The organism is Agromyces aerolatus (genome assembly GCF_031432255.1).
Classification (GTDB): Bacteria; Actinomycetota; Actinomycetes; order Actinomycetales; family Microbacteriaceae; genus Agromyces.
Genome location: NZ_JAVKGQ010000006.1, coordinates 39722 through 63901, shown reverse-complemented (window position 1 = coordinate 63901; position 24180 = coordinate 39722). Strand labels below are relative to the sequence as shown.

General features: G+C 72.4%; 20 protein-coding genes and 1 tRNA gene. 7 read left to right on the top strand and 14 right to left on the bottom strand.

Translation table 11 applies throughout. The annotated features are described in order from the left end of the window. Positions 1-28 precede the first annotated feature (28 nt). From tatC to RH864_RS09595, 7 genes are all read right to left on the bottom strand, one after another. Complete coding sequence (tatC, locus tag RH864_RS09625; protein ID WP_310517327.1) at positions 29-796, bottom strand: twin-arginine translocase subunit TatC; 768 nt, start codon at positions 794-796, stop codon at positions 29-31. A gap of 50 nt (positions 797-846) precedes the next feature. Then, the gene (gene tatA / locus RH864_RS09620; RefSeq protein ID WP_310517326.1) at positions 847-1113 is read right to left on the bottom strand and encodes a twin-arginine translocase TatA/TatE family subunit; all 267 of its coding nucleotides are present in this window, start codon (positions 1111-1113) and stop codon (positions 847-849) included. Between the two features lie 66 nt (positions 1114-1179). Next, positions 1180-2160, bottom strand: a complete 981-nt coding sequence (locus RH864_RS09615; RefSeq protein ID WP_310517325.1) for a helix-turn-helix transcriptional regulator — start codon at positions 2158-2160, stop codon at positions 1180-1182. Beyond that, entirely contained in the window at positions 2160-3194 is a 1035-nt protein-coding gene (locus RH864_RS09610; RefSeq protein ID WP_310517324.1) for a helix-turn-helix transcriptional regulator, read from the bottom strand. The genes RH864_RS09615 and RH864_RS09610 overlap by 1 nt, the downstream gene beginning before the upstream one ends. Before the next feature lie 50 nt (positions 3195-3244). Next, positions 3245-4186 (bottom strand): FKBP-type peptidyl-prolyl cis-trans isomerase, encoded by a 942-nt coding sequence (locus RH864_RS09605; protein ID WP_310517323.1) that lies wholly within the window; start codon positions 4184-4186, stop codon positions 3245-3247. A 75-nt stretch (positions 4187-4261) separates the two neighbouring features. Beyond that, entirely contained in the window at positions 4262-5359 is a 1098-nt protein-coding gene (locus RH864_RS09600; protein WP_310517322.1) for a tRNA (adenine-N1)-methyltransferase, read from the bottom strand. Beyond that, positions 5356-6075, bottom strand: coding sequence for an HAD family hydrolase (locus RH864_RS09595; RefSeq protein WP_310517321.1), 720 nt, complete (start codon positions 6073-6075; stop codon positions 5356-5358). The genes RH864_RS09600 and RH864_RS09595 overlap by 4 nt, the downstream gene beginning before the upstream one ends. 79 nt (positions 6076-6154) lie before the next feature. Here RH864_RS09595 and RH864_RS09590 point away from each other — a divergent pair, with 79 nt between their 5' ends. Then, complete coding sequence (locus tag RH864_RS09590) at positions 6155-7084, top strand: proteasome assembly chaperone family protein (RefSeq protein WP_310517320.1); 930 nt, start codon at positions 6155-6157, stop codon at positions 7082-7084. A gap of 41 nt (positions 7085-7125) precedes the next feature. On the opposite strand, the gene RH864_RS09585 is transcribed toward RH864_RS09590, so the two are convergent. After that, positions 7126-7944 (bottom strand): undecaprenyl-diphosphate phosphatase, encoded by an 819-nt coding sequence (locus RH864_RS09585; RefSeq protein ID WP_310517478.1) that lies wholly within the window; start codon positions 7942-7944, stop codon positions 7126-7128. Between the two features lie 76 nt (positions 7945-8020). Continuing rightward, the gene (locus tag RH864_RS09580) at positions 8021-9346 is read right to left on the bottom strand and encodes a M20/M25/M40 family metallo-hydrolase (RefSeq protein WP_310517319.1); all 1326 of its coding nucleotides are present in this window, start codon (positions 9344-9346) and stop codon (positions 8021-8023) included. 121 nt (positions 9347-9467) lie between these two features. Here RH864_RS09580 and RH864_RS09575 point away from each other — a divergent pair. The 5 genes from RH864_RS09575 (at position 9468) to RH864_RS09555 (ending at position 16504) form a co-directional block, all read left to right on the top strand. Beyond that, positions 9468-9551, top strand: a tRNA-Leu gene (locus RH864_RS09575). 188 nt (positions 9552-9739) lie between these two features. Next, positions 9740-10531 carry a hypothetical protein gene (locus RH864_RS09570; protein ID WP_310517318.1) on the top strand — a complete coding sequence of 264 codons (792 nt, stop codon included), beginning with the start codon at positions 9740-9742 and terminating at the stop codon, positions 10529-10531. Between the two features lie 2 nt (positions 10532-10533). Further along, positions 10534-12099, top strand: a complete 1566-nt coding sequence (locus tag RH864_RS09565) for a DNA polymerase Y family protein (RefSeq protein WP_310517317.1) — start codon at positions 10534-10536, stop codon at positions 12097-12099. Positions 12100-12115: 16 nt separating this feature from the next. Beyond that, a complete protein-coding gene (locus RH864_RS09560; protein WP_310517316.1) occupies positions 12116-15610 on the top strand; it encodes an error-prone DNA polymerase in 3495 nt (1164 codons plus the stop codon). A gap of 9 nt (positions 15611-15619) precedes the next feature. Continuing rightward, positions 15620-16504, top strand: coding sequence for a DUF3097 domain-containing protein (locus tag RH864_RS09555; protein ID WP_310517315.1), 885 nt, complete (start codon positions 15620-15622; stop codon positions 16502-16504). A gap of 19 nt (positions 16505-16523) precedes the next feature. Here the strand turns inward: RH864_RS09555 and RH864_RS09550 are convergent, their stop codons facing one another. The 4 genes from RH864_RS09550 to RH864_RS09535 all read right to left on the bottom strand — a co-directional run bounded on the left by RH864_RS09550 (position 16524) and on the right by RH864_RS09535 (position 22007). Continuing rightward, entirely contained in the window at positions 16524-17624 is a 1101-nt protein-coding gene (locus RH864_RS09550; protein ID WP_310517314.1) for a VIT1/CCC1 transporter family protein, read from the bottom strand. Positions 17625-18063: 439 nt separating this feature from the next. Continuing rightward, complete coding sequence (locus tag RH864_RS09545) at positions 18064-18540, bottom strand: Lrp/AsnC family transcriptional regulator (RefSeq protein WP_310517313.1); 477 nt, start codon at positions 18538-18540, stop codon at positions 18064-18066. Between the two features lie 139 nt (positions 18541-18679). Next, a complete protein-coding gene (locus RH864_RS09540) occupies positions 18680-20020 on the bottom strand; it encodes a putative Ig domain-containing protein (RefSeq protein ID WP_310517312.1) in 1341 nt (446 codons plus the stop codon). 142 nt (positions 20021-20162) lie between these two features. Then, a complete protein-coding gene (locus RH864_RS09535; protein WP_396129958.1) occupies positions 20163-22007 on the bottom strand; it encodes a DEAD/DEAH box helicase in 1845 nt (614 codons plus the stop codon). A 21-nt stretch (positions 22008-22028) separates the two neighbouring features. Here RH864_RS09535 and RH864_RS09530 point away from each other — a divergent pair, with 21 nt between their 5' ends. Further along, complete coding sequence (locus tag RH864_RS09530) at positions 22029-22865, top strand: SGNH/GDSL hydrolase family protein (RefSeq protein WP_310517310.1); 837 nt, start codon at positions 22029-22031, stop codon at positions 22863-22865. On the opposite strand, the gene RH864_RS09525 is transcribed toward RH864_RS09530, so the two are convergent. Beyond that, a complete protein-coding gene (locus tag RH864_RS09525) occupies positions 22796-24175 on the bottom strand; it encodes a D-alanyl-D-alanine carboxypeptidase family protein (RefSeq protein ID WP_310517309.1) in 1380 nt (459 codons plus the stop codon). The genes RH864_RS09530 and RH864_RS09525 overlap by 70 nt on opposite strands. Positions 24176-24180: the final 5 nt, after the last annotated feature.

Here is a 24180-nt window from a genome sequence, read left to right as displayed (position 1 = left end):
AGCGGGAGCGCCGCGACCGGACCTGCGGCTACACCGCGCTGCCGAACTCCTCGCGCTGCCGCCGCTCGACGCGCCGATCGTGCAGGCGGGCGATGAACCACGCCGCGAAGTACAGCCCGATCATCGGGATCGCGAGCAGGAACATCGACACGACGTCGGCGGACGGGGTCGCGAGCGCCGTGAACAGCACGATCACAAGGATCGCGATGCGCCACGCCTTGATGATGGCCGCGGCGCTCAGCACGCCCGCGAAGTTCAGGAGCACGATGAACGCGGGCACGACGAACGCGATGCCGATCGCGAGCACGAGCTTCAAGACGAAGTCGATGTACTCGCGCGCCGTGAGCAGTGACATCGAGCCGTCGGGCACGAAGCTCGTGAGCAGCTTCACGATGTTCGGCAGCACGAACCAGCCAGCCGCGCAGCCGGCGAAGAACAGCGGGACGGCCGAGGCGAAGAAGCCGAGCGTGAAGCGCCGTTCGCGCGTGTTCAGCCCGGGGACGAGGAACGCGAAGATCTGGTAGAGCCAGACCGGCGCGGAGACCACGATGCCGAGTGTGAACGCGATCTGCAGGCGCAGGTCGAACGCGCTCGCGATGGTGGGGAACGTGAGCGCGGTCTCGATGTCGACGCCCTCGGCGGCCCGGGCCTCGGCCACGCGCTGCACGGGCTCTTGGATGGCGTCCCAGACGAACCAGTCGGTGAGGATCCAGCCGATTACCATGCCCACGATGACTGCTGCGGCCGACACGAACAGCCGCCGCCGCAGTTCGATGAGGTGCGCAGCCAGCGACATCCGCCGCTCTCGGTTGCGGGCACCGCGACCTTTCACGGTGGTCACTGGGGTCAGGTGGTGGAGCCGGGCTCGGTGCCGTCGGCGGGCTTCGGCTTCCGCGGTCCCTGCCCCGGGTCCTCGGTCGAGTTCGCGCGGCCCGTGGTGCCCGGGCCGTCTTCGCCGTCGTCGTCACCCTTGTCGGAGCGGACCTCGCTCTTCAGGATCTTCATCGACTGGCCGAGACTCCGCGCGAGCGCGGGCAGCTTCGGCGCACCGAACAGCAGCAGGATGACCACGAGGATGATCAGCGCGTGCCAACCGGTGAAGCCTTGCCACATGGGTTCGTCCAATGCTCGGGAAAGTCGTTCGGGACAGTCTACCGGCTCACGTCCTGAGTTCCGTGATCAGGCGCCGGATGCCTCGGCGGAAGCCGCAAGCCCGGCGGCGGCCCACTCGGCGACCACCGCGCGCGCCTCGGCCGGGGCGACGACGGTCACGAGGCCGGGAAGCCCGGCCACGAGCCGCTTGAGCCCGTGGTAGTGCGCGAGCCTGAGCGTCACCCGCGATCGGCCATCGACGTCTTCGGCGCTCGAGTCCGCGAGGTAGTCGGCGATCAGCGGGAGCGCGTCGGGCACGATGTCGACGACGACGTCGAGATCGGTGTCGGATCCGTGGAACAGCGCCTCGGAGAACTCGCGGTCGGAGTGGTCGCCTACCGGCAGCTCCGTCACGCGCAGCGCGCTCATGCGGTCGATGCGGAAGTTCCTGACGTCCTCGCGCGTGTGGCAGTACGCCTGCAGGTACCAATCGGCACCCAGCGACGCGATGCGGAGCGGGTCGACGGTCCGGCGGCCGCGTTCGCCGAGCGCGTTCCGGTAGTCGAACTCGAGCTGTCGCCCCTCGGTGACCGCCCGTCGTGCCTCCGCGAGCGTCTCGTCGGCCGCGGTCTCGGCGACGGCGAGCCGGGTCGGCTCGGACGACGCGCCGGCCGTGAGCTTTTCGAGCAGCGCAGGCAGCTGCGTGCTGCCGGAGTTCTCGGGCAGCGCCGAGAGGTACTGCAGTCCCGCGATGAGGGCCGCGGCCTCGCGTGCCGAGAGCCGAGGCGCGTCGTCGATCGCGACATGGTGCACGATCACGATGACGTCATCGTCGTCGAACGCATCCCAGTCGATGTCGAACAGGTCGTTCGCCTGGTACGTGCCCGTCGCCCCCGGCAGCCCCGACGTCGCGATGAGACGCACCGCGTCGCGGAGCTCGCGCTCGGCCACGCCGAAATGCTGCGCGGCGGTCGCGACGTCGACCACGCGCTGCTCGAGCAGGTACGGCACGAGCGACAGCAGGAAGACGAGCTGGTCGGGCGCCTTCGGCCCCTTCGGCTGCGCCATCAGACGGCTCCCCCGGGCTCGCGCTCGTCCCGGTGCGCCTCGAGCACGAGCCGAAGGCGCTCCCGCACCGCGGCGGCGAGCGTCGCCGGTGCGAGCACGCGGACCTCGGGTCCGTAGCTCGCGAGCTCGTCGGCGAAGACGGACGGGTCGGTGAAGTGCAGGCGGATGACCCCGGCGTCGTCGTCGCGCTCGACGGCACGCCGGCCGAGCCTGACCTCGGCGTCACTGCCGGAGCTGACCGCGAGGTCCGCGGAGTTGGCCTGCCTGAGCGCCTCGAGCTCGGCGAGGATCCGGATCTGCACGCCGGGCTCTGCGGCGTCGAACGTCGCACCCGGCACGGCCTCGACCGGGCCCGTGATGCGCGAGAGCAGGAAGGTGCGCGGAGCATCCACCCCGTGGTCGTAGCCGTGCAGATGCCAGCGGCCCTCGTGGAGGACGACCGCGAGCGGGTCGACCGTGCGCAGTCGCGGCTCGGCCGAACCCGGTTTGAAGTACCTGAAGCGCACCGTCTGGCGCCGGTCGAGGGCGCGCCTGAGCGGCTCGAACGCGGCGTCGCGGACGCGCAGCCGGGGTGCGTAGCCGATGACGGGTTCGCGCGGCTCGATGCCGAGCGCCCGCAGCTTGGTCAGCGCGCGCTGGGAGTCGTCGGAGAGCGACGCCTCACGCCAGACCTCGGCCGCGAGCCCCAGCAGCCCGACCTCGTCGGGGGTGAACCGCACCGAGTCGGGCAGCTCGTACCGGCCCTTCGGGATGCGGTAACGCAGCGATTGGTTGTCGCCCGGCCGGTCGGGTGACTCGATCGTCTCGAGCGGGATCCCGCGATCGCGGATGGCGTCCTTGTCGCGCTCGAACTGACGCTCGAGGTTGGCGTTCGGACCGTGGTCGACGTACTTCTCGGCATAGCCGCGCACGGTGGACAGGATCTCGCTCTTGATCAGCCCGGATTCGGTCGCGAGGAGCGCGAGCACCAGGCTGAACTGGCGGTCGACCGCAGCCACCTGCGGCGCACGACGCACCGTCCCATCCCCGTCCACAGCAGCGATCATAGTGCGCGGCGACGCCGCCTCGGCCCGGTCGGCGCCGGTCAGAGCACGCCCAGGATGTCGATCACGAAGAAGAGCGTCGCGTTCGCCGGGATGGTCGCCGAGCCCTGCTCGCCGTAGCCGTCCTCGGGAGCGATGATGACCCCGACCTGCGATCCGACCTTCTGGCCGATCACGGCCTGCGCGAACCCGGGCACGACCTGGGATCCCTCACCGTCCGCGACCTGGAAGATCGCCGGGGTGCCCTTCTGCCACGAGGAGTCGACGACCTCGCCGCCGTCCCAGTTCACCGCGGTGTACTGCACGAGCACCTGATCGCCGCTCTCGACGACCTCGCCGTCGCCCTCGAGCAGCACCTCGACCTCGGTCGACGCCGGCGGGGCGCCGCTCGGCACCGTGATGCCGGGCTGGCCGCCCGGCCCGAGCACGACCGCCGGGAACCCGTCGCGCGAGAGGCGAGGCGCGCCGTCGGCGCGGCTCGGGAAGGTCTCGGTGACGTCGAGCACGATCACCACGCTCTCGCCCGGCGCGATGCCGGCCGCGGGGTTGCCCTGCTCGCCGAACGCGTCCGCGGCGGGCGCGACGACCGTCACGCGCGAGCCGTCGCGCGCGCAGCCGAGCGCCGCGTTGAACGCGGGCGGGTTGCCCGCGCCGTAGTGCAGGTAGATGCGGTCCTCGTCGGTGTACCCCTGCTGCTCGACGACGTCGCCGCTCGCGCCGCTGAAGATCGACAGGCCGACCCGGGCGACCTGGCCCTCGTGCAGGTGGTCGCCTTCGCCCTCGATGGTCTCGGTGCACTGGGTCTCGGCGGGCTCGAGCGGCACCGGGAAGTCCACGCGCGGCTTCGCCCCGAACTCGCCGCTGACCCGCACGGCCGACGACGAGTCGCCCGAGGTCGTCGCGGGCTGCGTGGCCGCGGCGCAGCCGGACAGAGCGATGGCGACGACGCCGGCGGCGGCGATGAGCGCGAGAGACGAACGCACTGATCCTCGATTCTTCGGTGGGTGCTCCCCTTCGGCCGGGAGGTTCCCGGGAGGGGTCGAACGGGCGATGAAAGCCTACCGGGCTTCGCCCGGTGCCTCGTCGGGGTCGGGTGCGCCCGCTTCGAGACCGCCGGCGTCGCCGGATCCGGTCTCGCGCGCGAGTGATGCGGCGGTCGCCGCGGCGCGCACACGCTTGCGGAGGCTTTTCGCGCTCACGGCCCGCTCGCCGAGTGCGCCCGGCGTCCACGCCTCGACGTCCTCGTCGCTGAACTCGGTCTTCGAGGGGCGCCGCTTCAGCTCGGGCAGCACCGTGTCCGGCGCGAGCCGGCGCGCGGTGATCAGGAACCCGGTGTGCGCGATCATGCGGTGATCGGGGCGGACGGCGAGTCCCTGCACGTGCCATCCGCGCACCATGGTCTCGTTCGCGGCAGGCTCGGTGTAGGCGCCCGTCGCCCGGATCGCCTCGGCGACCCGTGAGAGCTGGGTGACGGTCGCGACGTAGCAGAGCACGACCCCGCCCGGCTTGAGCGCCTCGGTGACGGCGTCGAGCACCTCCCAGGGCGCGAGCATGTCGAGCACCACCCGGTCGACGGATGCCTCGTCAGCGGTGTCTGGCAGCACCTCGGCCAGATCTCCCAGCGTGATCGACCAGTTCTCGGGCACCGCACCGTGGAACGTCTCGATGTTGCCGCGCGCGACGTCGGCGAACTCGTCTCGCCGCTCGAACGACAGCAGGCGGCCCTCGGGCCCGATCGCGCGCAGCAGCCAGAGCGAGAGCGCACCCGAGCCGACGCCGGCCTCGACGACCGTGGCGCCGGGGAAGATGTCGGCGTGCGCGAGGATCTGCGCGGCGTCCTTCGGGTAGACGATCGCCGCGCCCCGCGGCATCGACATGACGAAGTCGCTCAGGAGCGGGCGCAGTGCGAGGTATTCGACGCCGACCTGGTTGCGCACGACCGAGCCGTCGGGCAGGCCGATCAGGTCGTCGTGCGAGATGCCGCCCTTGTGCGAGTGGAACAGCTTGCCCGGTTCCAGCGTGATCGTGTGCAGCCGGCCCTTCGGCCCGGTCAGCTGCACACGGTCGCCCGCGCGGAAGGGCCCGCTGCGTTCGCCGCGTCCGCCGGCGCCGATCGCGCCGGCGCCGATCGCGCCGGTGCTGTGCCGTCCGGTCATGAGATCTCCTCCGAGGCATCCGCCGCCCGCCGGGCGTTGCGACCGCCGCCGCCGCGCACGAGCGCGACCGCGTTCGCGACGTCGGCTGACGTCCGGCCCTCGAGGCTCTCCCAGAGCACGTCGGCCGCGGTGCCCGACAGGTCCTGCAGGTTCGGCAGCCCGATCGTCACGGCGCCCGATGCCGCGGCCGAGGTGACGCCGGCACGCGAGTCTTCGAACGCCACGCACTCGACGATGTCGACGCCGAGGAGGCCGGCGGCCGTGAGGTACGGCTCGGGGTGCGGCTTCGGCTCGGACACCTCGTCGCCGGGGACGATGAGGTCGAACGCGTCGAACGGGATCGCGTTCGCGATGTCTTCTGCCATGCGGCGGACCGACATGGTCACCAGGGCGGCCGGCACCTCGTCCTCGCGGAGCGCTCGCAGCAGCTCTCTGGCCCCGGGCCGCCACGGCACGCCCTGCTCGGCCACCAGCTGACGCACCCGGTCCGTCAGCCGCTGCACGATGTCGTCGGGTTCGAGGTCGACGCCGTGCCGGCGGAACAGCGCCGCCGACTCCCAGAGCCCTAGTCCGACGACCTGCAGGGCCTCGTCATGGGTCCAGGTCAGCCCGAACGAGTCGAAGAGCTCGATCTCGGCGGTCATCCAATACGGTTCGGTGTCGACGAGCGTGCCGTCCATGTCCCAGAGGACGGCAGCGGGCAGGTGCGAAGTCACAACTCACCAGTCTACGGGCAGCGCCTATTGTGGTGGTGTGACCTCGGAGGCACCGAGGTGGGAAGCGGGACGACCACTCGTGCATCATCCCATCGGATTCGGCAATCGCCGGCTCCTCGTCGTCGCTTTTGAAGGATGGAACGACGCAGGTGAGGCGGCATCGACCACGGCACGGCTCATCGCGGAGCGACTCGATCTGATCGAGGTCGCCGCGGTCGACCCGGAGCTCTATTACGACTATCAGTTCAACCGGCCGACGATCGTCAACGGGGAGGACGGCACGCGGCACCTCGAGTGGCCCGGCGCCGCACTGCTCGGGCCGAGCGGCGAACTCCCCCAGCATCCCGAGTCGGTGACGGGCCCGTACAGCGAGGGGGTGCACGTGCTGATCGGCGCCGAGCCCGCGCGCAGCTGGCGGGCGTTCGCGGCCGAGCTGATCGACGCGGCCCTCGCGGCCGACGTCGAGGGCATCATGTTCCTCGGCGCGATGCTCGCCGATGCGCCGCATACGCGCCCGCTCATGGTGTTCTCCTCGAGTGAGAACGCCGACGTCCGCGACGCGGTCGGCGTCGACCGGCCGGCCTACGAAGGTCCGGTCGGCGTGCTCACCGTGCTGGCGGATCATGCCGAGCGGGTCGGCATCCCGACCATGTCACTGTGGGTGTCGGTCCCGCACTACGTGCACAATGCGCCGTCGCCGAAGGCGGTGATCGCGCTGCTCGACCGGTTCGAGGAGCTCACCGGACTCTCGGTGCCGCGTGGCACGCTCGAGGCCGACGCGAAGGCCTGGGAGGCCGGCGTCGACGCGCTCGCGTCCGAGGACGAGGACATGGCCGGTTACGTCGCTCAGCTCGAGCAGGCCAGAGACGCCGTCGACGCTCCTGAGGCCAGTGGCGACGCCATCGCGCTCGAGTTCGAGAAGTATCTGCGCCGTCGCGGCGACGGTCGCGCGGACGGGCGGGCCGACGGTCGCGGCGGCGACGAACCCTGGCGTCCGCGCGACAGCTAGGGCCGCCCCAGGCTGGGGCTGGGGCTGGGGCCCCGGCCGGTTCAGGCCTGGATCACGCCCGCCGCGAGCAGCCACATGATGAGCCCGCCGAGCGCGATGCGGTAGATCACGAACGGCAGGAAGCTGCGCTTCGAGATGTAGTTCATGAAGAACGCGATCACGAGCAGGCCGACCACGAACGCGACGAGCGTGGCCGCCGCCGTCTCGACCGGCCCGTACACCGACGGCTCGCCGATGCTCTTGAACACCTGGTAGAAGCCCGACCCGAACACCGCGGGGATCGCGAGCAGGAACGCGTAGCGTGCCGCTGCCGGCCGTTCGTAGCCCATCAGCAGCCCCGCCGTGATCGTGCCGCCCGAGCGGGAGACGCCGGGGATGAGGGCGAGCGCCTGCGCGAACCCGAAGACGACGCCGTGGCCGACGGTCAGCTGATCGAGCTTGCGGACCTTGCTGCCGGCCCAGTCGGCGAGTCCGAGGATGATGCCGAACACGATCAGCATGGTCGCGACGATCCACAGCGACCTGAACGTGGTCTCGATCTCGTCCTGGAACAGCAGCCCGAGCGCGACGATCGGCACCGACCCGACGATGATCAGCCAGCCCATGCGCGCGTCCGGGTCGTTCCGCGGCACGCGGCCCGTGAGCGATCGGAACCACCGCGAGACGATCCGCACGATGTCGCGCCAGAAGAACACGACGACGGCCGCCTCGGTGCCGATCTGGGTGATCGCCGTGAACGCCGCGCCCGGGTCCTGCGCACCGGGCAGGAACTCGCCGAGGATGCGCAGGTGCGCGCTCGAGGAGATCGGCAGGAACTCGGTCAGGCCCTGGACGAGTCCGAGGATGAGCGCTTCGAGCACGAAAGGATCCCCCTTGCGCCCCGCGGGCGGCGCGGGGACGAGTTGCACGGAACGAGACCTGCTCCGGTCTGCTGGTTCAGTAGTCGAGAAGCAGGTCCCGAAGGACCCGACTACCGAAGGTTAGCGCGTCGAGCGGCACCCGCTCGTCGACACCGTGGAACATCGCCGGGAAGTCGAGGTCGCCGGGCAGACGGAGCGGCGCGAACCCGTACCCCCGAATGCCGAGCCGGCTGAGCGACTTGTTGTCGGTGCCGCCCGAGAGCAGGTACGGGAACACGGGCGCTCCCGGGTCGTGCGCGTGCAGCGACCGGCGCACCGCGTCGACGAGGGGCCCCGACGTCGGCGACTCGAGCCCGACGTCGCGGTGCACGATCTCGATGTCGATGTCGTCGCCGACGATGCGCTGCACCTCGGCGAGCACGGCGTCCTCCTCGCCGGGCAGCGTGCGGATGTCGACGAGCGCCTCGGCGCGGTCGGGGATCACGTTGTGCTTGTACCCCGCGGTGAGCCCGGTCGGGTTCGTCGTCGTGCGCAGCGTCGCGGTGATGAACCCCGACGCGGAGCCGGCCGCGAGCGCGAGCTCGTCGGGTGCCGTCTCGGTGGGGTCTACGCCGAGCACGCGCGCGATCTCGCCGAGCAGTTCCTCGGTCGTGTCGGTGAGCCGCACGGGCCACTCGCGCGACCCGAGGCGCGCGATGGCCGCGCCGAGCCTCGTGATGGCGTTCTCGCGGATGAGCCGCGAGCCGTGCGCCGCGACGCCGTGCGCCACGAGCCTGATCCAGAGCAGGGACTTCTCCCCCGTCTGGAGCAGGTAGGCCCGCTTTCCGCCGACGGTGATCGAGTAGCCGCCGACCTCGCTGATCGCCTCGCCCGCGCCCGCGAAGAGGTCGGGGTGCGTGTCGACGAGCCAGCTCGCGCCGAACTGGCCGCCCGCCTCCTCATCGGCGAAGAAGGCCACGACGAGGTCGCGTTCGGGCTGTCCGCCCCCCTCGAGCACCTCGCCGAGCGCGGTCAGGATCATGGCGTCCATGTCCTTCATGTCGACGGCGCCGCGACCCCAGAGCATGCCGTCCTTGATCTCGCCGCCGAACGGGTCGACACTCCAGTTGCGCGGGTCGGCCGGCACGACGTCGAGGTGCCCGTGCAGCACGAGTGCGGGCTTGCCCGGGTCGCGACCCGGGACGCGTGCGACCACGGAGGCACGGCCAGGGGCCGACTCGAAGAGCTGGGGCGCGAGCCCCAGCGCGCGAAGCCTCGCCTCGACGTACTCGGCGGCCTCGCGCTCGCCGTTCGAACGCCCTTCTCCGAAGTTCGCGGTGTCGAGACGGATGAGATCGCGCGCGATGATCGCGGTCTCGGAGAGCTCGGTCGCGGGGGTCTCGGTGACGGATGCCTCGGCCATGCGCTCCACGCTATCGTGCGTGTGCACGGCAGCAGGGCGGGCGTCCGCGCTGGTGAAATGGCCCTCGAAAACCGTGCTAATGTCTTCTACGGCCCGCTGAGCGATCACGGGCCGAGACAACGCGCGGGTGGCGGAAATGGCAGACGCGCTAGCTTGAGGTGCTAGTGCCCTAACGGGCGTGGGGGTTCAAGTCCCCCCTCGCGCACGCGTTGTCGAAAGGCCGGGTCGGTTGCGACCCGGCCTTTCGTGTTCTCAGCCTCGCCGGTCGAGGTGCGAAGCGTATCGAGACCCGGTTCGGTCTCGATACGCGTGCTCCTTCGTCGCTCGCTACTCGACCGGCAATGTGTCCCCATCCGGGTTGCCGTATTCGAACGTATCTTCGAAGATAGATGTGTGAGCCTGGCATCTGCGGAGACGCTCGCGACCCGATTCGACCGGGTCGGCGAGCTGCAGTCGCGCATCCGCGGCATGGAAGCGCGCAGGCTCGACTCCAAGGCCGTGCCGACCCATCCCGCGCTCGCCGCAGTGCTGCCCGGCGGAAGCCTGCGTGAGGGCACGGTGGTGCAGGCCGCCGGCTCGACGAGCCTGCTCATGTCGCTGCTCGCCGGGCCCTCGGCAGCCGGCCGGTGGACCGCGGTCGTCGGCCTGCCCGACTTCGGCGTCGAAGCGGCCGCCCGATCCGGGATCGCCCTCGAACGGCTCGTGCTCGTCCCGGATCCCGGCCGGCAGTGGCTCACGGTCACGGCCGCGCTCGCCGATGTGATCCCGGTGGTGGCGGTCCAGCCCGTCGGACGCCTCTCCCCCGCCGAGACGTCCCGCTTCACCGCGCGGCTCCGGCAGCGTGGCGGCGTGCTCATCACCACCGGCGAATGGCCGGGCGCCGACTCGGTGCTCGAGGTGGCCGAGAGCGAATGGCACGGGCTCGAACCCGGCCACGGCGCGCTCGCCCAGCGCGAGGTGGTCGTGCGCGCGGCAGGCCGAGCGGGCCTCGGCCGGCCGGTGTCCACCCGGCTGCGTCTGCCGGACCGGTCGCTCGGGGTCGCGATCGCCCCCGAGCGGCCTGCGGCATCCGGCCCCGCCTCGCCGGAGCCCGCCTCGCTGGAGCCCGCCTCGCTGGAGCCCGCCTCGCTGGAGCCCGCACGCACCGGCGAGGTCACGCACGTCGACTTCCGCCGGGCGGGGTGAGCATGCGTACGATCGTGCTCTGGTGCCCCGACTGGCCCGTGTTCGCCGCGGTCCGCGAGCATGACCTCGCCGCGGAGGCCGCGGTGGCGCTCGCCGACGGCGGCGCGGTCTTCGCCTGCTCGGCGGCCGCCCGCCGCGACGGCGTCGCCCGGGGGCTGAAGCTCCGCGAGGCGCAGCTGCGCTCGCCCGCGCTCATCGTGCTGCCGTACGACGCCGCGCTCGACGCCCGCGCGTTCGAGCCCGTCGTCCGGCTCGTCGAAGAGGCCGTGCCCGGCGTGCAGCTCATCCGTCCCGGCACGATCGCGATGCGTGCGCGCGGCCCGGTGCGCTACTACGGCGGCGAGGAGGCGGCAGCCCGTGCCCTCCTCGAGACCGCGGCGTCGGCCGGTGTGCCGCACGCCAGGGTCGGCGTCTCCGACGGGCCGTTCGCGGCCGAGCAGGCGGCCAGAGGCACGCGCGACTCCGCGATCGGGATCGTGCCGCCCGAGGCATCCGCCGCGTTTCTGGCGCCGCTGCCCGTGCGGCTCGTCGTCGACCCGCGGACCGCGACCCTGCTGAGCCGGCTCGGCGTGCGCACGCTCGGCGAGTTCGCCGCGCTGCCCGTCGCCGACGTGCGCCGGAGGTTCGGCGCGGCTGGCGCGTTCGCCCACGACCTCGCCGCGGGCCGGGAGGCGACGCGCGTCGACCCGCGCACGCCGCCGCCCGACTTCGCGGTCGAGCAGGAGTTCGAGCCGCCGCTCGACCGCATCGACCAGCTCGCGTTCGCGTTCCGGGTGCGGGCCGACGCGTTCATCGACCGCATGCGCGCGACCCGGCTGGTGTGCACCGCGATCCGGGTCGACCTCGACGATGAGCGCGGCGGGCACTCGAGCCGCGAGTGGCTGCACCCGCGGTGGTTCACGGCGGCCGACGTGATCGACCGCATCCGCTGGCAGCTCCAGGGCGCCGGGAGCGCCGAGGCGGGCCTCGCCTCGCCCATCGTGCGCGTGCGGGTCGTGCCCGAGCGCGTGGACTCCACCGGCAACCACGAGGACGGGCTCTGGGGCGGCGGTCCCGACGAGCGCGTGCACCACGGGCTCACCAGGGTGCAGAGCATGCTCGGCCATGAGGCCGTCGCCACGCCCGCCGTGGTCGGCGGCCGCCTGCTCGCCGACCGGCAGGTGCTCGTGCCCTGGGGCGACCCCGCGCCCGCGCCCGCCGCGGCGCCCTGGCCGGGCAGCCTGCCCGCCCTCGCGCCCGCGAGCGTCTTCCGCGAGCGGCCGCCCGTCACGCTCGTCGACGACACCGGGGCATCCGTCTCGATCGACGCCCGCGGCAACCTGCCCACGCAGCCGGCCGCCTTCGCAGCGGGCGCCGCGGCGACCGGCGCGCCCAGGGCCGGCGCGCCCAGGCCCGACGCACCCAGGCCCGTGCGCGCCTGGGCCGGTCCGTGGCCCGTGGTCGAGCGCTGGTGGGACGCCGAACGCGCGCGCCGCGTGCACCGGTTCCAGATCGTCGACGCCGACGGCTGTGCGTGGCTGCTCGTGCACGACGACGACGGCTGGTTCGCCGAGGCGAGGTACGACTGATGGTCTGGACCCGCTGATGGGCTGGAACAATCCCGAGATCCCGTGGTCCGAGCTCGAGCGCCGGCTCTCCGACCGGCGCCGGCCCGACGGCCGCGGCGGCGGGGGCGCCAGCCTGATCCCCGGAAGCGCCGGCAACGCCGGCCTCGTCGCCGACGGCGGCGACAGCCCGGCGTGGAGTCGCAAACGGCATCCGTACCGGCCGCCGAGTGCCGGGCTCGAGACGCAGGCCGGCCCGGTCGTGCCGTATGCCGAGCTGCACGCGCACTCGGCGTTCAGCTTCCTCGACGGCGCCTCGACGCCCGAGCAGCTCGTCGAGGAGGCGCACCGGCTCGGCCTCTCGGGGCTCGCGATCACCGACCACGACGGGTTCTACGGCATCGTGCGGTTCGCCGAGGCCGCCGAGGCGTTCCCCGATCTGTCGACCGTGTTCGGCGCCGAGCTCTCGCTCGGGCTCAGCGCCCCGCAGATGGGCGCGGCCGACCCCGAGGGCGACCATGTGCTCGTGCTCGCTCGCCGCGAGGAGGGGTATCACCGGCTGGCCGCCGCGATCACCGCGGGTCAGCTCGCGGGCGGAGAGAAGGGCCGCCCGGTGTACGACCTCGAGGACCTCGCGGCGCGCGCCGGCGGCGAGTGGGTGGTCCCGACCGGCTGCCGCAAGGGCACGGTGCGTCGCGCGCTCGCGACGGGCGGGCCGGATGCCGCGTGGCGCGAGCTCGACCGGCTCGTCGCGCTGTTCGGGCACGACCAGGTGGTCGTGGAGCTCTTCGATCACGGACACCCCGGCGATCAGCCCGCCAACGACGAGCTCGCCGCGCTCGCCGAGCGTGCCGGGCTGCGCTGCATCGCGACGAACGCCGTGCACTACGCCACACCTCCAGAGCACCGGCTCGCGCAGGCCCTCGCGGCCGTTCGCGCGAGGCGCAGCCTCGACGAGCTCGACGGCTGGCTTCCCGCGACCGATGGCCTGCACCTGCGCTCGGGCGCCGAGATGGCCGAGCGATTCGCCCGGTACCCGGGTGCGGTCGCGCACACCGTGACGATCGCCGAGCAGCTCGGGTTCACGCTGCGCAGCGCCAGGCCGCGGCTCCCCCGCCAGCAGGTGCCCGAGGGGCACACGCCCATGAGCTGGCTGCGCGAGCTCGTCTGGCGGGGCGCCGACGAGCTCTACCCGGGCGTGCCCGACGACGTGCGCGAGCGCCTGCAGCAGGAGCTCGACGTGATCGAGCAGAAGGACTTCCCCGGGTACTTCCTCATCGTGTACGACCTCGTGCGCGAGGCGCGCAGCCGCGGCATCCTCTGCCAGGGCCGGGGATCCGCCGCGAACTCGGCGGTGTGCTACGTGCTGCGCATCACCGCGGTCGACTCGATCTACTATCGCCTGCCGTTCGAGCGGTTCCTGTCGGCGCTCCGCGACGAGGAGCCCGACATCGACGTCGACTTCGACTCCGACCGGCGTGAGGAGATCATCCAGTACGTCTACGCGAAGTACGGCCGGCAGAACGCCGCGCAGGTCGCGAACGTCATCAGCTACCGGCCCAAGGTCGCGGTGCGCGACATGGCGAAGGCGCTCGGCTACTCGACCGGGCAGCAGGACGCGTGGTCGCGCCAGGTCGAGCGCTGGGGGTCGGTCGTCGAGACCGACGACCACGACATCCCCGACGCGGTGATCGAGCTGGCCGAGCAGGTGCTCACGTTCCCTCGCCACCTCGGCATCCACTCGGGTGGCATGGTGCTCACCGACCGCCCCGTGGGCGAGGTCGTGCCCATCGAGCACGCCCGCATGGAGAACCGCACGGTGCTGCAGTGGGACAAGGACGACTGCGCGTGGATGGGCCTCGTGAAGTTCGACCTGCTCGGGCTCGGCATGCTCGCGGCGATGCAGTACACGTTCGATCTCATCCGCGACACGACCGGCGAGGAGTGGGAGCTCGCGACCATCCCGAAGGAGGAGGCCGCGGTCTACGACATGCTCTGCCGCGCCGACTCGATCGGCGTGTTCCAGGTCGAGAGCCGGGCCCAGATGGGCACGCTCCCCCGGCTGAAGCCGCGCCGGTTCTACGACCTCGTGGTGGAGATCGCGCTCATCAGGCCCGGTCCGGTGCAGGGCGGGGCGGTGCACCCGTACATCCGGAGGCGCACGGGCGAGGAGCCCGTGACCTACCTGCACCCGAAGCTCGTGCCCGTGCTCGAGCGCACGCTCGGCGTGCCACTGTTCCAGGAGCAGCTCATGCAGATGGCGGTCGCCGTGGGCAACTGCAGCGCGGCCGACGCCGACCTGCTGCGCCGGGCCATGGGCTCGAAGCGCGGCGTCGAGCGCATCGAGTCGCTCAAGGAACGGCTCTACGCGGGCATGGCCGAGAACGGCATCGACGACGAGACCGCCGACACGATCTACGCCAAGATCCAGGCGTTCGCGAACTTCGGCTTCGCCGAGAGCCACTCGCTGAGCTTCGGGCTGCTCGTCTATGCGAGCTCGTGGCTCAAGCTGCACTACCCCGCGGCGTTCCTCGCGGCGCTGCTGCGCGCGCAGCCCATGGGGTTCTACTCGCCGCAGACCCTCACGGCCGATGCGCGCCGGCACGGCGTCGAGGTGCGCCGGCCCGACATCCAGCTCTCGGGCGTGGACGCCGGGCTCGAGCCGGTCGACGCGTCGCGAGCGGATGCCTCGGGCGAGGCATCCGCGTATCGAAGCCGCCTGCCCGGGCCGACCGGCTTCGCGGGCTGCACCGACCGCGTGCAGCCCGCGGTGCCGGACTTCGAGCGCGACGCGCCCGACCGGTCGGCCGAGCACCGGCGCGACGGCGCATACGCGGTGCGGCTCGGGCTGGCCGATGTGAGCTCGATCGGCACCGCGCTCGCCGAACGGATCGTCGCCGAACGCGACCGCGGCGGGCCGTTCCGCGACATGCCCGACGTCGCGCGCCGGGTCGGGCTCGAGACGGCCGAGCTCGAGGCGCTCTCGGCCGCGGGCGCGTTCGCGTCGTTCGGGCTCGACCGGCGGCGTGCGCTGTGGCTCGCGGGCGAGGCCGCACAGGACCGGCCCGAGTACCTGCCCGGTTCGGTCGTGGTCGTGCAGCCGCCGCTGCTGCCCCTGCTCACCGACACCGAGCAGGTCGTGTACGACCTGTGGGCGACGGGCATCTCACCCGACGACCACCCGATCCGGCACATCCGCGACCGGCTCGACGCGCGCGGCGTGATCCGCGTCGACCGGCTGCGCGAGACCGAGTCGGGGCGGCGCATCGAGGTCGGCGGCGTGGTCACGCACCGGCAGCGGCCCGCGACCGCGTCGGGCATCACGTTCCTGAACGTCGAGGACGAGTCGGGCACCGTGAACATCATCGCGAGCGTCGGCGTGTGGAACCGGTACCGCCGGGTCGCGCGCGAGGCGCCCGCCATGATCGTGCGCGGTGTGCTCGAACGCAGCAGGGACGGCGTCGTGAACGTCGTCGCCGACCGGTTCGAGTCGCTCACCGTGTCGGCGCCGCACCGGTCGCGTGACTTCCGTTAGCCTCGACCGGTGCCCGCACCATTCGACTCCCGTCCCCAGTTCGACGCCGGCCCCGACCGATACGGCAGCGACGTGCTCGCGGGCGATTGGCGGGCGCGCGGGCGGAAGGTGATCCCCGAGGTGGAGGCCTCGCGAGACCTGGTGGTCGAGCTCGCCGCCGACGGCTACTGCGGGGCGGTCGTGGGGCTCGAGCAGGGCAATGTCGTGCTCGAGGACCGGTTCGGCAAGCGGCGCCTCTTCCCGCTCGGGCATGGTTTCCTCATCGACGGTGCGGCCGTGAAGCTGGTGCGGCCTGCGCGCGCCGCGGCGCCCGCCGGGCGGTTGCGGACCGCGTCGGGGTCGTTCGTGGCCGATGCCGGGCCCGCGAAGGTCGCGCTGCCGAGCCGCATCTTCGTCGAGGGCCGGCACGACGCCGAGCTCGTCGAGAAGATCTGGGGTGCCGACCTGCGCGTCGAGGGAGTGGTCGTCGAGTACCTCGAGGGCGTCGACAAGCTACCCGAGATGCTCGACGAGTTCCGGCCCGGTCGCGGTCGGCGCGCGGGCGTGCTCGTCGACCACCTCGTGCCGGGCTCGAAGGAGCAGCGCATGGCCGACCGGGTCGCGCGCGGGCCGCACGGGGCGCACGTGCTCGTCGTGGGGCATCCGTTCATCGACGTCTGGCAGGGCGTGAAGCCGGCGCGCCTCGGCAAGGAGGCCTGGCCGGTGATCCCCCGCGGTACGGAGTGGAAGCACGGCGTGTGCGAGGCGTTCGGCTGGCCGCACGCCGAGCAGGCCGACATCGCCCGCGCCTGGCAGCACATCCTCGGCCGCGTGCGCGGCTACGGCGATCTCGAGCCGGCGCTGCTCGGCCGCGTCGAGGAGCTCATCGACTTCGTGACGGCGCCCGCCGGCTAGCCTGCCGCCCGACGCGACATCAGCCGATCGTGGTGCCGAAGGCGAGGCCGAGCACGTAGGTGACGGCGGCGGCGCCGAGGCCGATCGCGAGTTGCCGCAGCGCGCGCTTGAGCGGTGAGGCGCCCGAGAGCACCCCGACCGTCGCGCCGGTGAGCAGCAGGGCGACGCTCACGAGGCTCGTCGCCAGGACGATGGCGCCGAAGCCGCTCATGCCGAAGATCCACGGCAGCACCGGGATGAGCGCACCCGAGGCGAAGAACAGGAAGCTCGAGATCGCCGCGGACATGCCGGTGCCGACCGCCTCGTCGTCGTGCGCGAGCGCGGGGATCGCGTCGGTCGAGACCGGCGCAGCGCCTGCGGCCTGCACGCGCGCGAGCACGAGTGCGGCCTGCTCGACCGCCTCGTCCTCCCCCATGCCCCTGGCGCGGTAGACGAGCGCGAGCTCGTTGGCGTCGAGATCGAGGTCGGAGAGCGACTCGCGCGCGACCGGGTCGGGGGCGGATGCCTCGAGCAGCTCGCGTTGCGAACGCACCGAGACGTACTCCCCTGCGCCCATGGAGAGCGCGCCCGCGAGCAGGCCCGCGAGCCCGGTGAAGAGCACGACCGGCGCGGAGACGCCCGTGGCGCCGATGCCGAGCACGAGTGCGAGGTTCGAGACCAGGCCGTCGTTCGCGCCGAACACGGCCGCGCGGAACGTGCCGGCGAGCCGACGGCGGCCGCGAGCGGCGAGCCCGCGCACGACCTCGCCGTGGATCCGCTCGTCCGCGGCCATCGCGGGCGTGGCATACGGGTCGGTGGCGTATGGCGAGCGGGACTCGGCGCGTTGCGCGAGTGCGAGCACGAAGATCGAGCCGAACCGGCGTGCCAGGGTCGCGAGCGCCCGGGTGCGGAGGTCGGCGCGCGGGAGCCGCGAATCGTCACCGCCGAGCAGTGCGAGCCAGTGCGCCTCGTGCCGTCCTTCGGCGGCGGCGAGGGCCAGCAGGATCTCGCGCTCCTCGCCGTCCTTGCGCCCGGCGAGCTCGCGGTAGACGGCGCCCTCGGCGCGCTCATCGGCGAGATACCGTCGCCATCGTGCGCGGTCGGCGTTCGTCGGCGTGGGGGTCGCCGCACGGTCGGTCATGATGCCCTCTCTCAGTCCGGCGGGCGCACCGATCGCACCGTGACGCCCGCCCCGTCACGTGCCGGCCGCGAACGGCCTTGCGACACGATAGCCGCGGGACCGGGGCCGGAGCCGCGGTTGCGCGGCATTGGCAGCATTTCGGAGACCCGAACCCCGGGACGACGCGGCGGGTCGGCGGTCACCCGCAGCATTTCGCGGCGCCGAAACCGGTGTCGCGTGAGGTGGCGGGCGCAGTCGCGCCTCTCCCGACCGATCGCGCCGGCGCCGACCGTCCGACCTGGCGCTGCATGTCGGCCGGGGCGCGGCTGGCGTGAGGTGGCGCAGTCGGCGTGAGTTGGCGGGGCGGCGCGGGGTGGCGCGGTCGGCGTGAGTTGGCGCGGTAGGGGGTGCGGTGGCGCGGGCGGCGGGGTGACGCGGCGAGGACGGGGCCGAGGCGGGGTCAGCCGATGAGCTGGTGCCAGCCGTCGCCCGTGGCGTACTCGAAGATCAGGTTCGTCTCGGTGTGGGCGACCGCCGGATGCCCCGTGAGATGCGTGAGCACGAACTCGCGCAGCTCGACCGCGTCGCGCGCGGCCACGTGCAGCAGGTAGTCGTCGGCGCCCGCCATGTGGAACACGCCGAGGACGCCGGGCAGGTGCGGCACGACCTGCCGGAAGGCGTCGATCTCGGAGCGGTCGTGCTTGACCAGCCGCACCGCGATCAGCGCCTGCAGCGAGACCCCGACCGAGGCGAGGTCGACGTCGAGCTGATACCCGCGGATGGTGCCGAGACTCTGCAGGCGTCGCAGTCGAAGCGACACGGTCGACTCGGCGACGCCGATCTCGGCAGCGAGAGCCGCACCCGACGCGCGCGCGTTCGACGAGAGCGCCGTGAGCAGCGCGCGGTCCACGCGATCGAGCTCGGGTTGCTGCGCCACGGGTGTTCGCCTCCCACGTCAGGGCATCGGACACGTCGAATCCTCGCATCCGCGCACTCATCGGCGCAAAACACCCGTACGGCGCCGTGCGGTCTCGCCGGCCGCTGCCCCGACCGAGTCGCCCTCAGGACGTGATCACTCAGCCCGGGCGACGTCGCGTCGCGCCGCGCGGGCGGCCGAGCGCCGAGGCGCCCGCGAGCGCGCCGCCGAGAAGCAGCGCCGTCGCCGCCACCACGATCGCGGCACCCGGATCGGCTCCGGTCGCCGGCATGGTTCGCACGACGGCGGAGGCCGGCACGCGAACCACGGCGGGCTGCGGCGGGGCGGGCGCACCGGGCGCGACGACCGGCGGGGTCGCCTCCGGCGGGGATGCCGGCGGCGCGTTGACGACGACGATCACGTCGCGGGCGTTCGTCTCCGTGCCATCGGTCACGTGGACCGTGTCGACGAACCGCCCGGCCTGGGTCGGCGTCCCCGAGATGAGGCCGGTGCCATCCATCTGCAGACCGGGCACGGTGAAGTCCTGAACCTCGATGCGCGGGTCGCTGCTGCCCACGAGCGTGAGCTGGTAGCTGTACGCCACACCGAGCGTCGCGGGCGCCGTGCTCGGGTCTCCGGACAGCCCCGGCGGCACGTACGGCCCGGGCTCCTCGCCGGGCGGCGGGGCGGCCTCGATGTCGATGGCGACCTCGAGGAGCGCCGTGTTCAGGCCGTCGCTGGCCTGCAGGACGGCGAGGAAGGAGTTCGCCTCAGTGGGCGTCCCGGAGAGGAGGCCCCCCTCGCTGAGCATCAGTCCGGTGGGCACATGGCCCAGCTGGACCGAGACGACGGGGTTCAGGCTTCCGCCGACCTCGAGGGAGTACGTGTAGGCGGCGCCGACCGTTCCGCTCGGCGGGCTGCCTGCGAGCGTCGGCGCCCGATAGGGCGCGAGGCCGTTCGCGCTTTCGTCAGAGAAGGTGAGCCGGAACGCCATGGAGGCCGACGCGACCGGGCTGCCCGCGAGCAGCAGCGACCCGCCGTCGTACTCGCCGCCCGGCGCGAAGCGCACCGGACATTCGCCATCGAACGCGAACTCGAGCGAGAGCATCTGCCCGGACGTGACGCCCACATCGGTGGCCAGCGGCAGGGTGACGAGTGTCGGCTCCGGTGCGGCTGGGAAGTGGGCCGGTTCGGTGTGGATGACGACGCTTCGGCCGTCGGTTCCCCACAGCTTCACGACCAGCTGTGCGTCGACGGCCGCAGCGCTCTGGATCGTGAACCCGTACTCGGTGAGATACCAGCCGTCGATCTCGGCCGACGGGGTGATCTGCTGCCCGATGGTCTGTCCGCTGAAACAGCTCGGCGCGTCCGTGGCCGGGTTCTCGAGCACACTCTGCTCGAGCGCGAGCGCCGGCCCCGCAGCCGACACGCCGAAACCAGCCATCGCCGTTCCGGCGAGCACCGCACCGAGGAGGAATCGTATTCCACGTCGAACCTGCATGACGGTCTCCCTGTTGCCTGACCACCCTCGACGCGGGGCTCAGGCGCGAACCCCACAAGATGGCAGTATATGAGAGAACCAGGGAATCCGAAATACCGAGCATGCCTCGATTTCCGGGCGCCCGAAGCGCGGCGGGTCGCGTTCACCGGCTCCCGAGCTTGCGCCGGAGGAACTCAATGCGCGCCTGCAGCTGCGTCACCGTCGCCTGCGCGACCGGCGGCCCGCCGCAGATGCGCCGCAGCTCGCCATGCACCTGCGAATGGGGTTCGCCGGTCTGCCGCGCCCAGAGCCCCACGAGGCTGTTGAGCAGCGAACGCTGCTCTTTCAGCGTGCGGTACAGCGCGACCGGCTCGGCCTGCTCGGGTTCGTCGACCGCGTGCTTGCGCCGCTCGTTCGCCCGTCGCGCCTGCCTGGCCTGCCGGTGCCGCAGGAGCTCGCTCACCTGCTCGGGCTCGAGCAGCCCGGGCAGCCCGATGAAGTCGAGCTCCTCATCGCTGCCCGGTTCGGCGAGTGTGCCGAACTCGCTCCCGTCGTAGAGCACGCGGTCGAACGAGGCATCCGACCCGACCGCCTGCCAGGTGAACTCGCCGGCCTCGTCAGAGGCCTTCTCGCTGCGGTTCGCCTCTTCGAGCAGCCCGTCCTCGAGTCCCGGGTCCTCATCGCCGTCGCTGCGACGGTCGAGCGCGTGGTCGCGCTCGCGCTCGAGCTCGCCCGCGAGGGCCATGAGCACGGGCACGTTCGGCAGGAACACCGACGCGGTCTCACCGCGCCGCCGCGCGCGCACGAAGCGGCCGATGGCCTGCGCGAAGAACAGCGGCGTCGCCGAGCTCGTGGCGTACACGCCGACCGCGAGCCGCGGCACGTCGACGCCCTCCGACACCATGCGCACCGCGACCATCCACCGGCTGGTGCCGGCCGAGAACTCCTCGATGCGGCCGCTCGCCTCGCTGTCGTCGGAGAGCACGACCGTGACCTTCTCGCCGCAGAGCCCCTCGAGGATCTCGGCGTAGGCCCGGGCGACGGTCTGGTCCGTCGCGAGCACGAGCCCGCCCGCGTCGGGGATCGACTGCCGGACCTCGGTCAGCCGCCGGTTCGCGGCCTGCAGCACCGCGGGGATCCACTCCCCGCTCGGCTCGAGCGCCGTACGCCAGGCCGAGCTGGTGACGTCCTTGGTGTTGTCCTCGCCGAGCCGGGCCTCCATCTCGTCGCCGGCCTTGGTGCGCCAGCGCATGTGCCCGGCATAGACCATGAACAGCACCGGCCGGACGACGCCGTCGGCGAGGGCCCGGCCGTAGCCGTAGTTGTAGTCGGTGCTCGAGACGCGGATGCCCTGCGCGTCGGGCTCGTAGTGCACGAACGGGATGGGCGCGGTGTCGCTGCGGAACGGCGTGCCCGTGAGCGACAGACGCTTCTCGGCGTGCTCGAACGCCTCGCGGATCGCGTCACCCCAGGACAGCGTGTCGCCGCCGTGGTGCACCTCGTCGAGGATGACGAGCGTGCGGCCGGAGAGCGTGAGCTCGCGGTGCAGCGCCGGCCGCATCGCGACCTGCGCGTAGGTCACGGCGACGCCGTGATAGTGGCGCGCGGAGCGCCCGTGCGCATTGCGGAAGCCCGGGTCGAGCCGGATCCCGGCCCGCGCGGCCGCATCGGCCCACTGCTTCTTCAGGTGATCGGTGGGGGCGACGACCGTGATGCGGTCGACGATGCGGCGATGCCGCAGCTCGGCGGCGATGCGCAGCGCGAACGTGGTCTTGCCGGCGCCGGGGGTCGCGGCCGCGAGGAAGTCTCGCGGCATGGTCTCGAGGTACTGCTCGAGCGCCTCGGCCTGCCACGCGCGCAGCTTGTTGGCGGTGCCCCAGGGCGCACGATCCGGGAACGCGGGCGAGAGATGCTCGGCGGCCGACGTTCCCGGCAACTGGCCGGACGGGATCGGGTTCGCACTGCTCACTGCCAGCACTGTAGTCGACGCCTCCGACGTCGCACGCATCGGATGTGCAGAATGGGATGCATGGTCACCGAACCGCACCCCTGGTCGCGCTACGTCGCCCTCGGCGACTCGTTCACCGAGGGCATCGGCGATCCTGAAGGCTCCGTGCCCGGCGGTCATCGTGGCTGGGCCGACCGGGTCGCCGAGGTGCTCTCGCAGTCGAGCGACGACTTCGCCTACGCGAACCTCGCCGTCCGGGGCAAGCTCATCCAGCAGATCATCGACGAGCAGCTCGAGCCCGCGCTCGAGCTGCGACCCGACCTCATCACCATCTCGGCGGGCGGCAACGACGTCATCCGGCCCGGGACCGACCCCGACGAGATCGCGGCGCGCTTCGAGTACGCGATCGAGCGGCTCGCCCGCGACCGCGCGACGATCGTGATCTTCACGGGCGTCGACGTGGGCTTCTCGCCGGTGTTCCGGGGCATCAGGGGCAAGGTCGCGATCTACAACGAGAACCTCCGCGCGATCGCCGCGAAGTTCGACTGCATCGTCGCCGACCAGTGGGCGCTCACCGAGATCCAGGATCAGCGGTTCTGGGCGCCCGACCGTCTGCACCTGAACGCGCTCGGCCATCACACCGTCGCGCGCATGGTGCTCGACGCGCTCAACGTCGAGAACGACCTCGAGCCCATGAAACCCGAGCCGTTGCCCGCCTCGACGTGGCGGCAGGCGCGCGAGGAGGATCTCGCGTGGGCCCGGGAGTATCTCGTCCCGTGGGTGCTCCGGCGCATCCGGCACCAGTCGTCCGGCGACACGATCAGCGCGAAGCGGCCGGCCGCCGGGCCCTATCGTGCGATGGCCGCCGACGCCGCCGATGCGGCCGACGGGGTGAGCGGCTCCCCCGCAGCGGGCTGAGTCGCCGAGAGCCCGCCGGGGTTCGTGAGGCGCCACCAGGCGCCCGGATCGTCGATCGTCGCGTCGAGCTCGAGCGGCACCTCGATCGTCTGCGCACCCGCGCTCACGGTCGCGACGCCGACCCGGGTGCCCGCCTCGGCGGTCGTGATCGGTTCGGCGGTCACGGTCACGTTCACGGGCGTGTCGTTCCAGACCACGACGGATGCTCCTTCGGTGGTCCGCGCGGACGCGGCGTCGCCCCAGACCGTCGAGTAGCTCGCGAGCTCGGTGCCGGCCTCGAGCACGGAGACCTCGTGGAAGCCGGGCGCGACGCTGTCGAGGAGCGCAGCGATCGCCTCACGGAGCTGCGCGTGCGTGTCGGCCCCGAGCATCACCCCCACGACGGTCACCGTCGACGACCCCACGGCGTAGTCGGCTGAGAAGAGCAGGTTCGCGGCATCGTCGGTCGTCCCGGTCTTGATGCCGTCGACCCCGTGGGTGCCGAGCAGCTTGTTCGAGTTCTCGACCCGGCCGACCCCGGGCAGGTCGACGGCCTGCTGCGCGACGATGCCCTCGAGGGTCGGCTCGTCCAGTGCGAGCTGGCCGAGGCGCACCAGGTCGCCCGGCGTGCCGACGTTCGCGAGCGACAGGCCGCTCGCGTCGGCGATCGTGGTCTCGGTGAACCCGTGCTCGGCGAGCCAGGCGTTCGCGGCCTCGACGTATGCGGCCTCCGAGCCGAACGCCCAGTTCGCGATCGAGATCGCGTAGTTGTTGCCCGACGGCAGCAGCATCGCCTCGAGGCTCTGCGTGAGGGTGAGCGTGGTGCCCGCGGCGACCGGGGCGACCGACCCGTTCTGCGCGACCATGTCCCAGTAGATGCCGACGTCGGCGTCGGTGTACGCGATTGCCGGGCCGCCCTCGCCGGCCGGGACCGGGTTGGCCTCGAGCACGACGAGCGCCGTCACGACCTTGGCGATGCTCGCGATCGGCATGGACGCCTGCGCCTCGCTCGCGGCGAGCGTGCCCTCGAACCCCACCGCGCCGACCGCGTACTCGCCGAAGCCGGGCAGCGCGAGCTGCTGGGCCGGCTGAACGAGCGGCGCAGGGGCGGTCGACGACGCCGCGACCGCCGGCAGCGGCGCCCCGAGCGCGTTCGCGACGTAGGAGACGCCCGCGATGAGCAGGGCGAGCATGACGGCGAGCGTGCCGAACACGACGAAGCGGCGGCGGCGATACATCCGCCGCCGCGCGAGCCCGGGATCGGCCGGCGGACGGCCGTCGCCCGGGGACGATCCGGGTGCGGCGGGCGCTGGAGCGAGGTGGTGCGACATCGGCA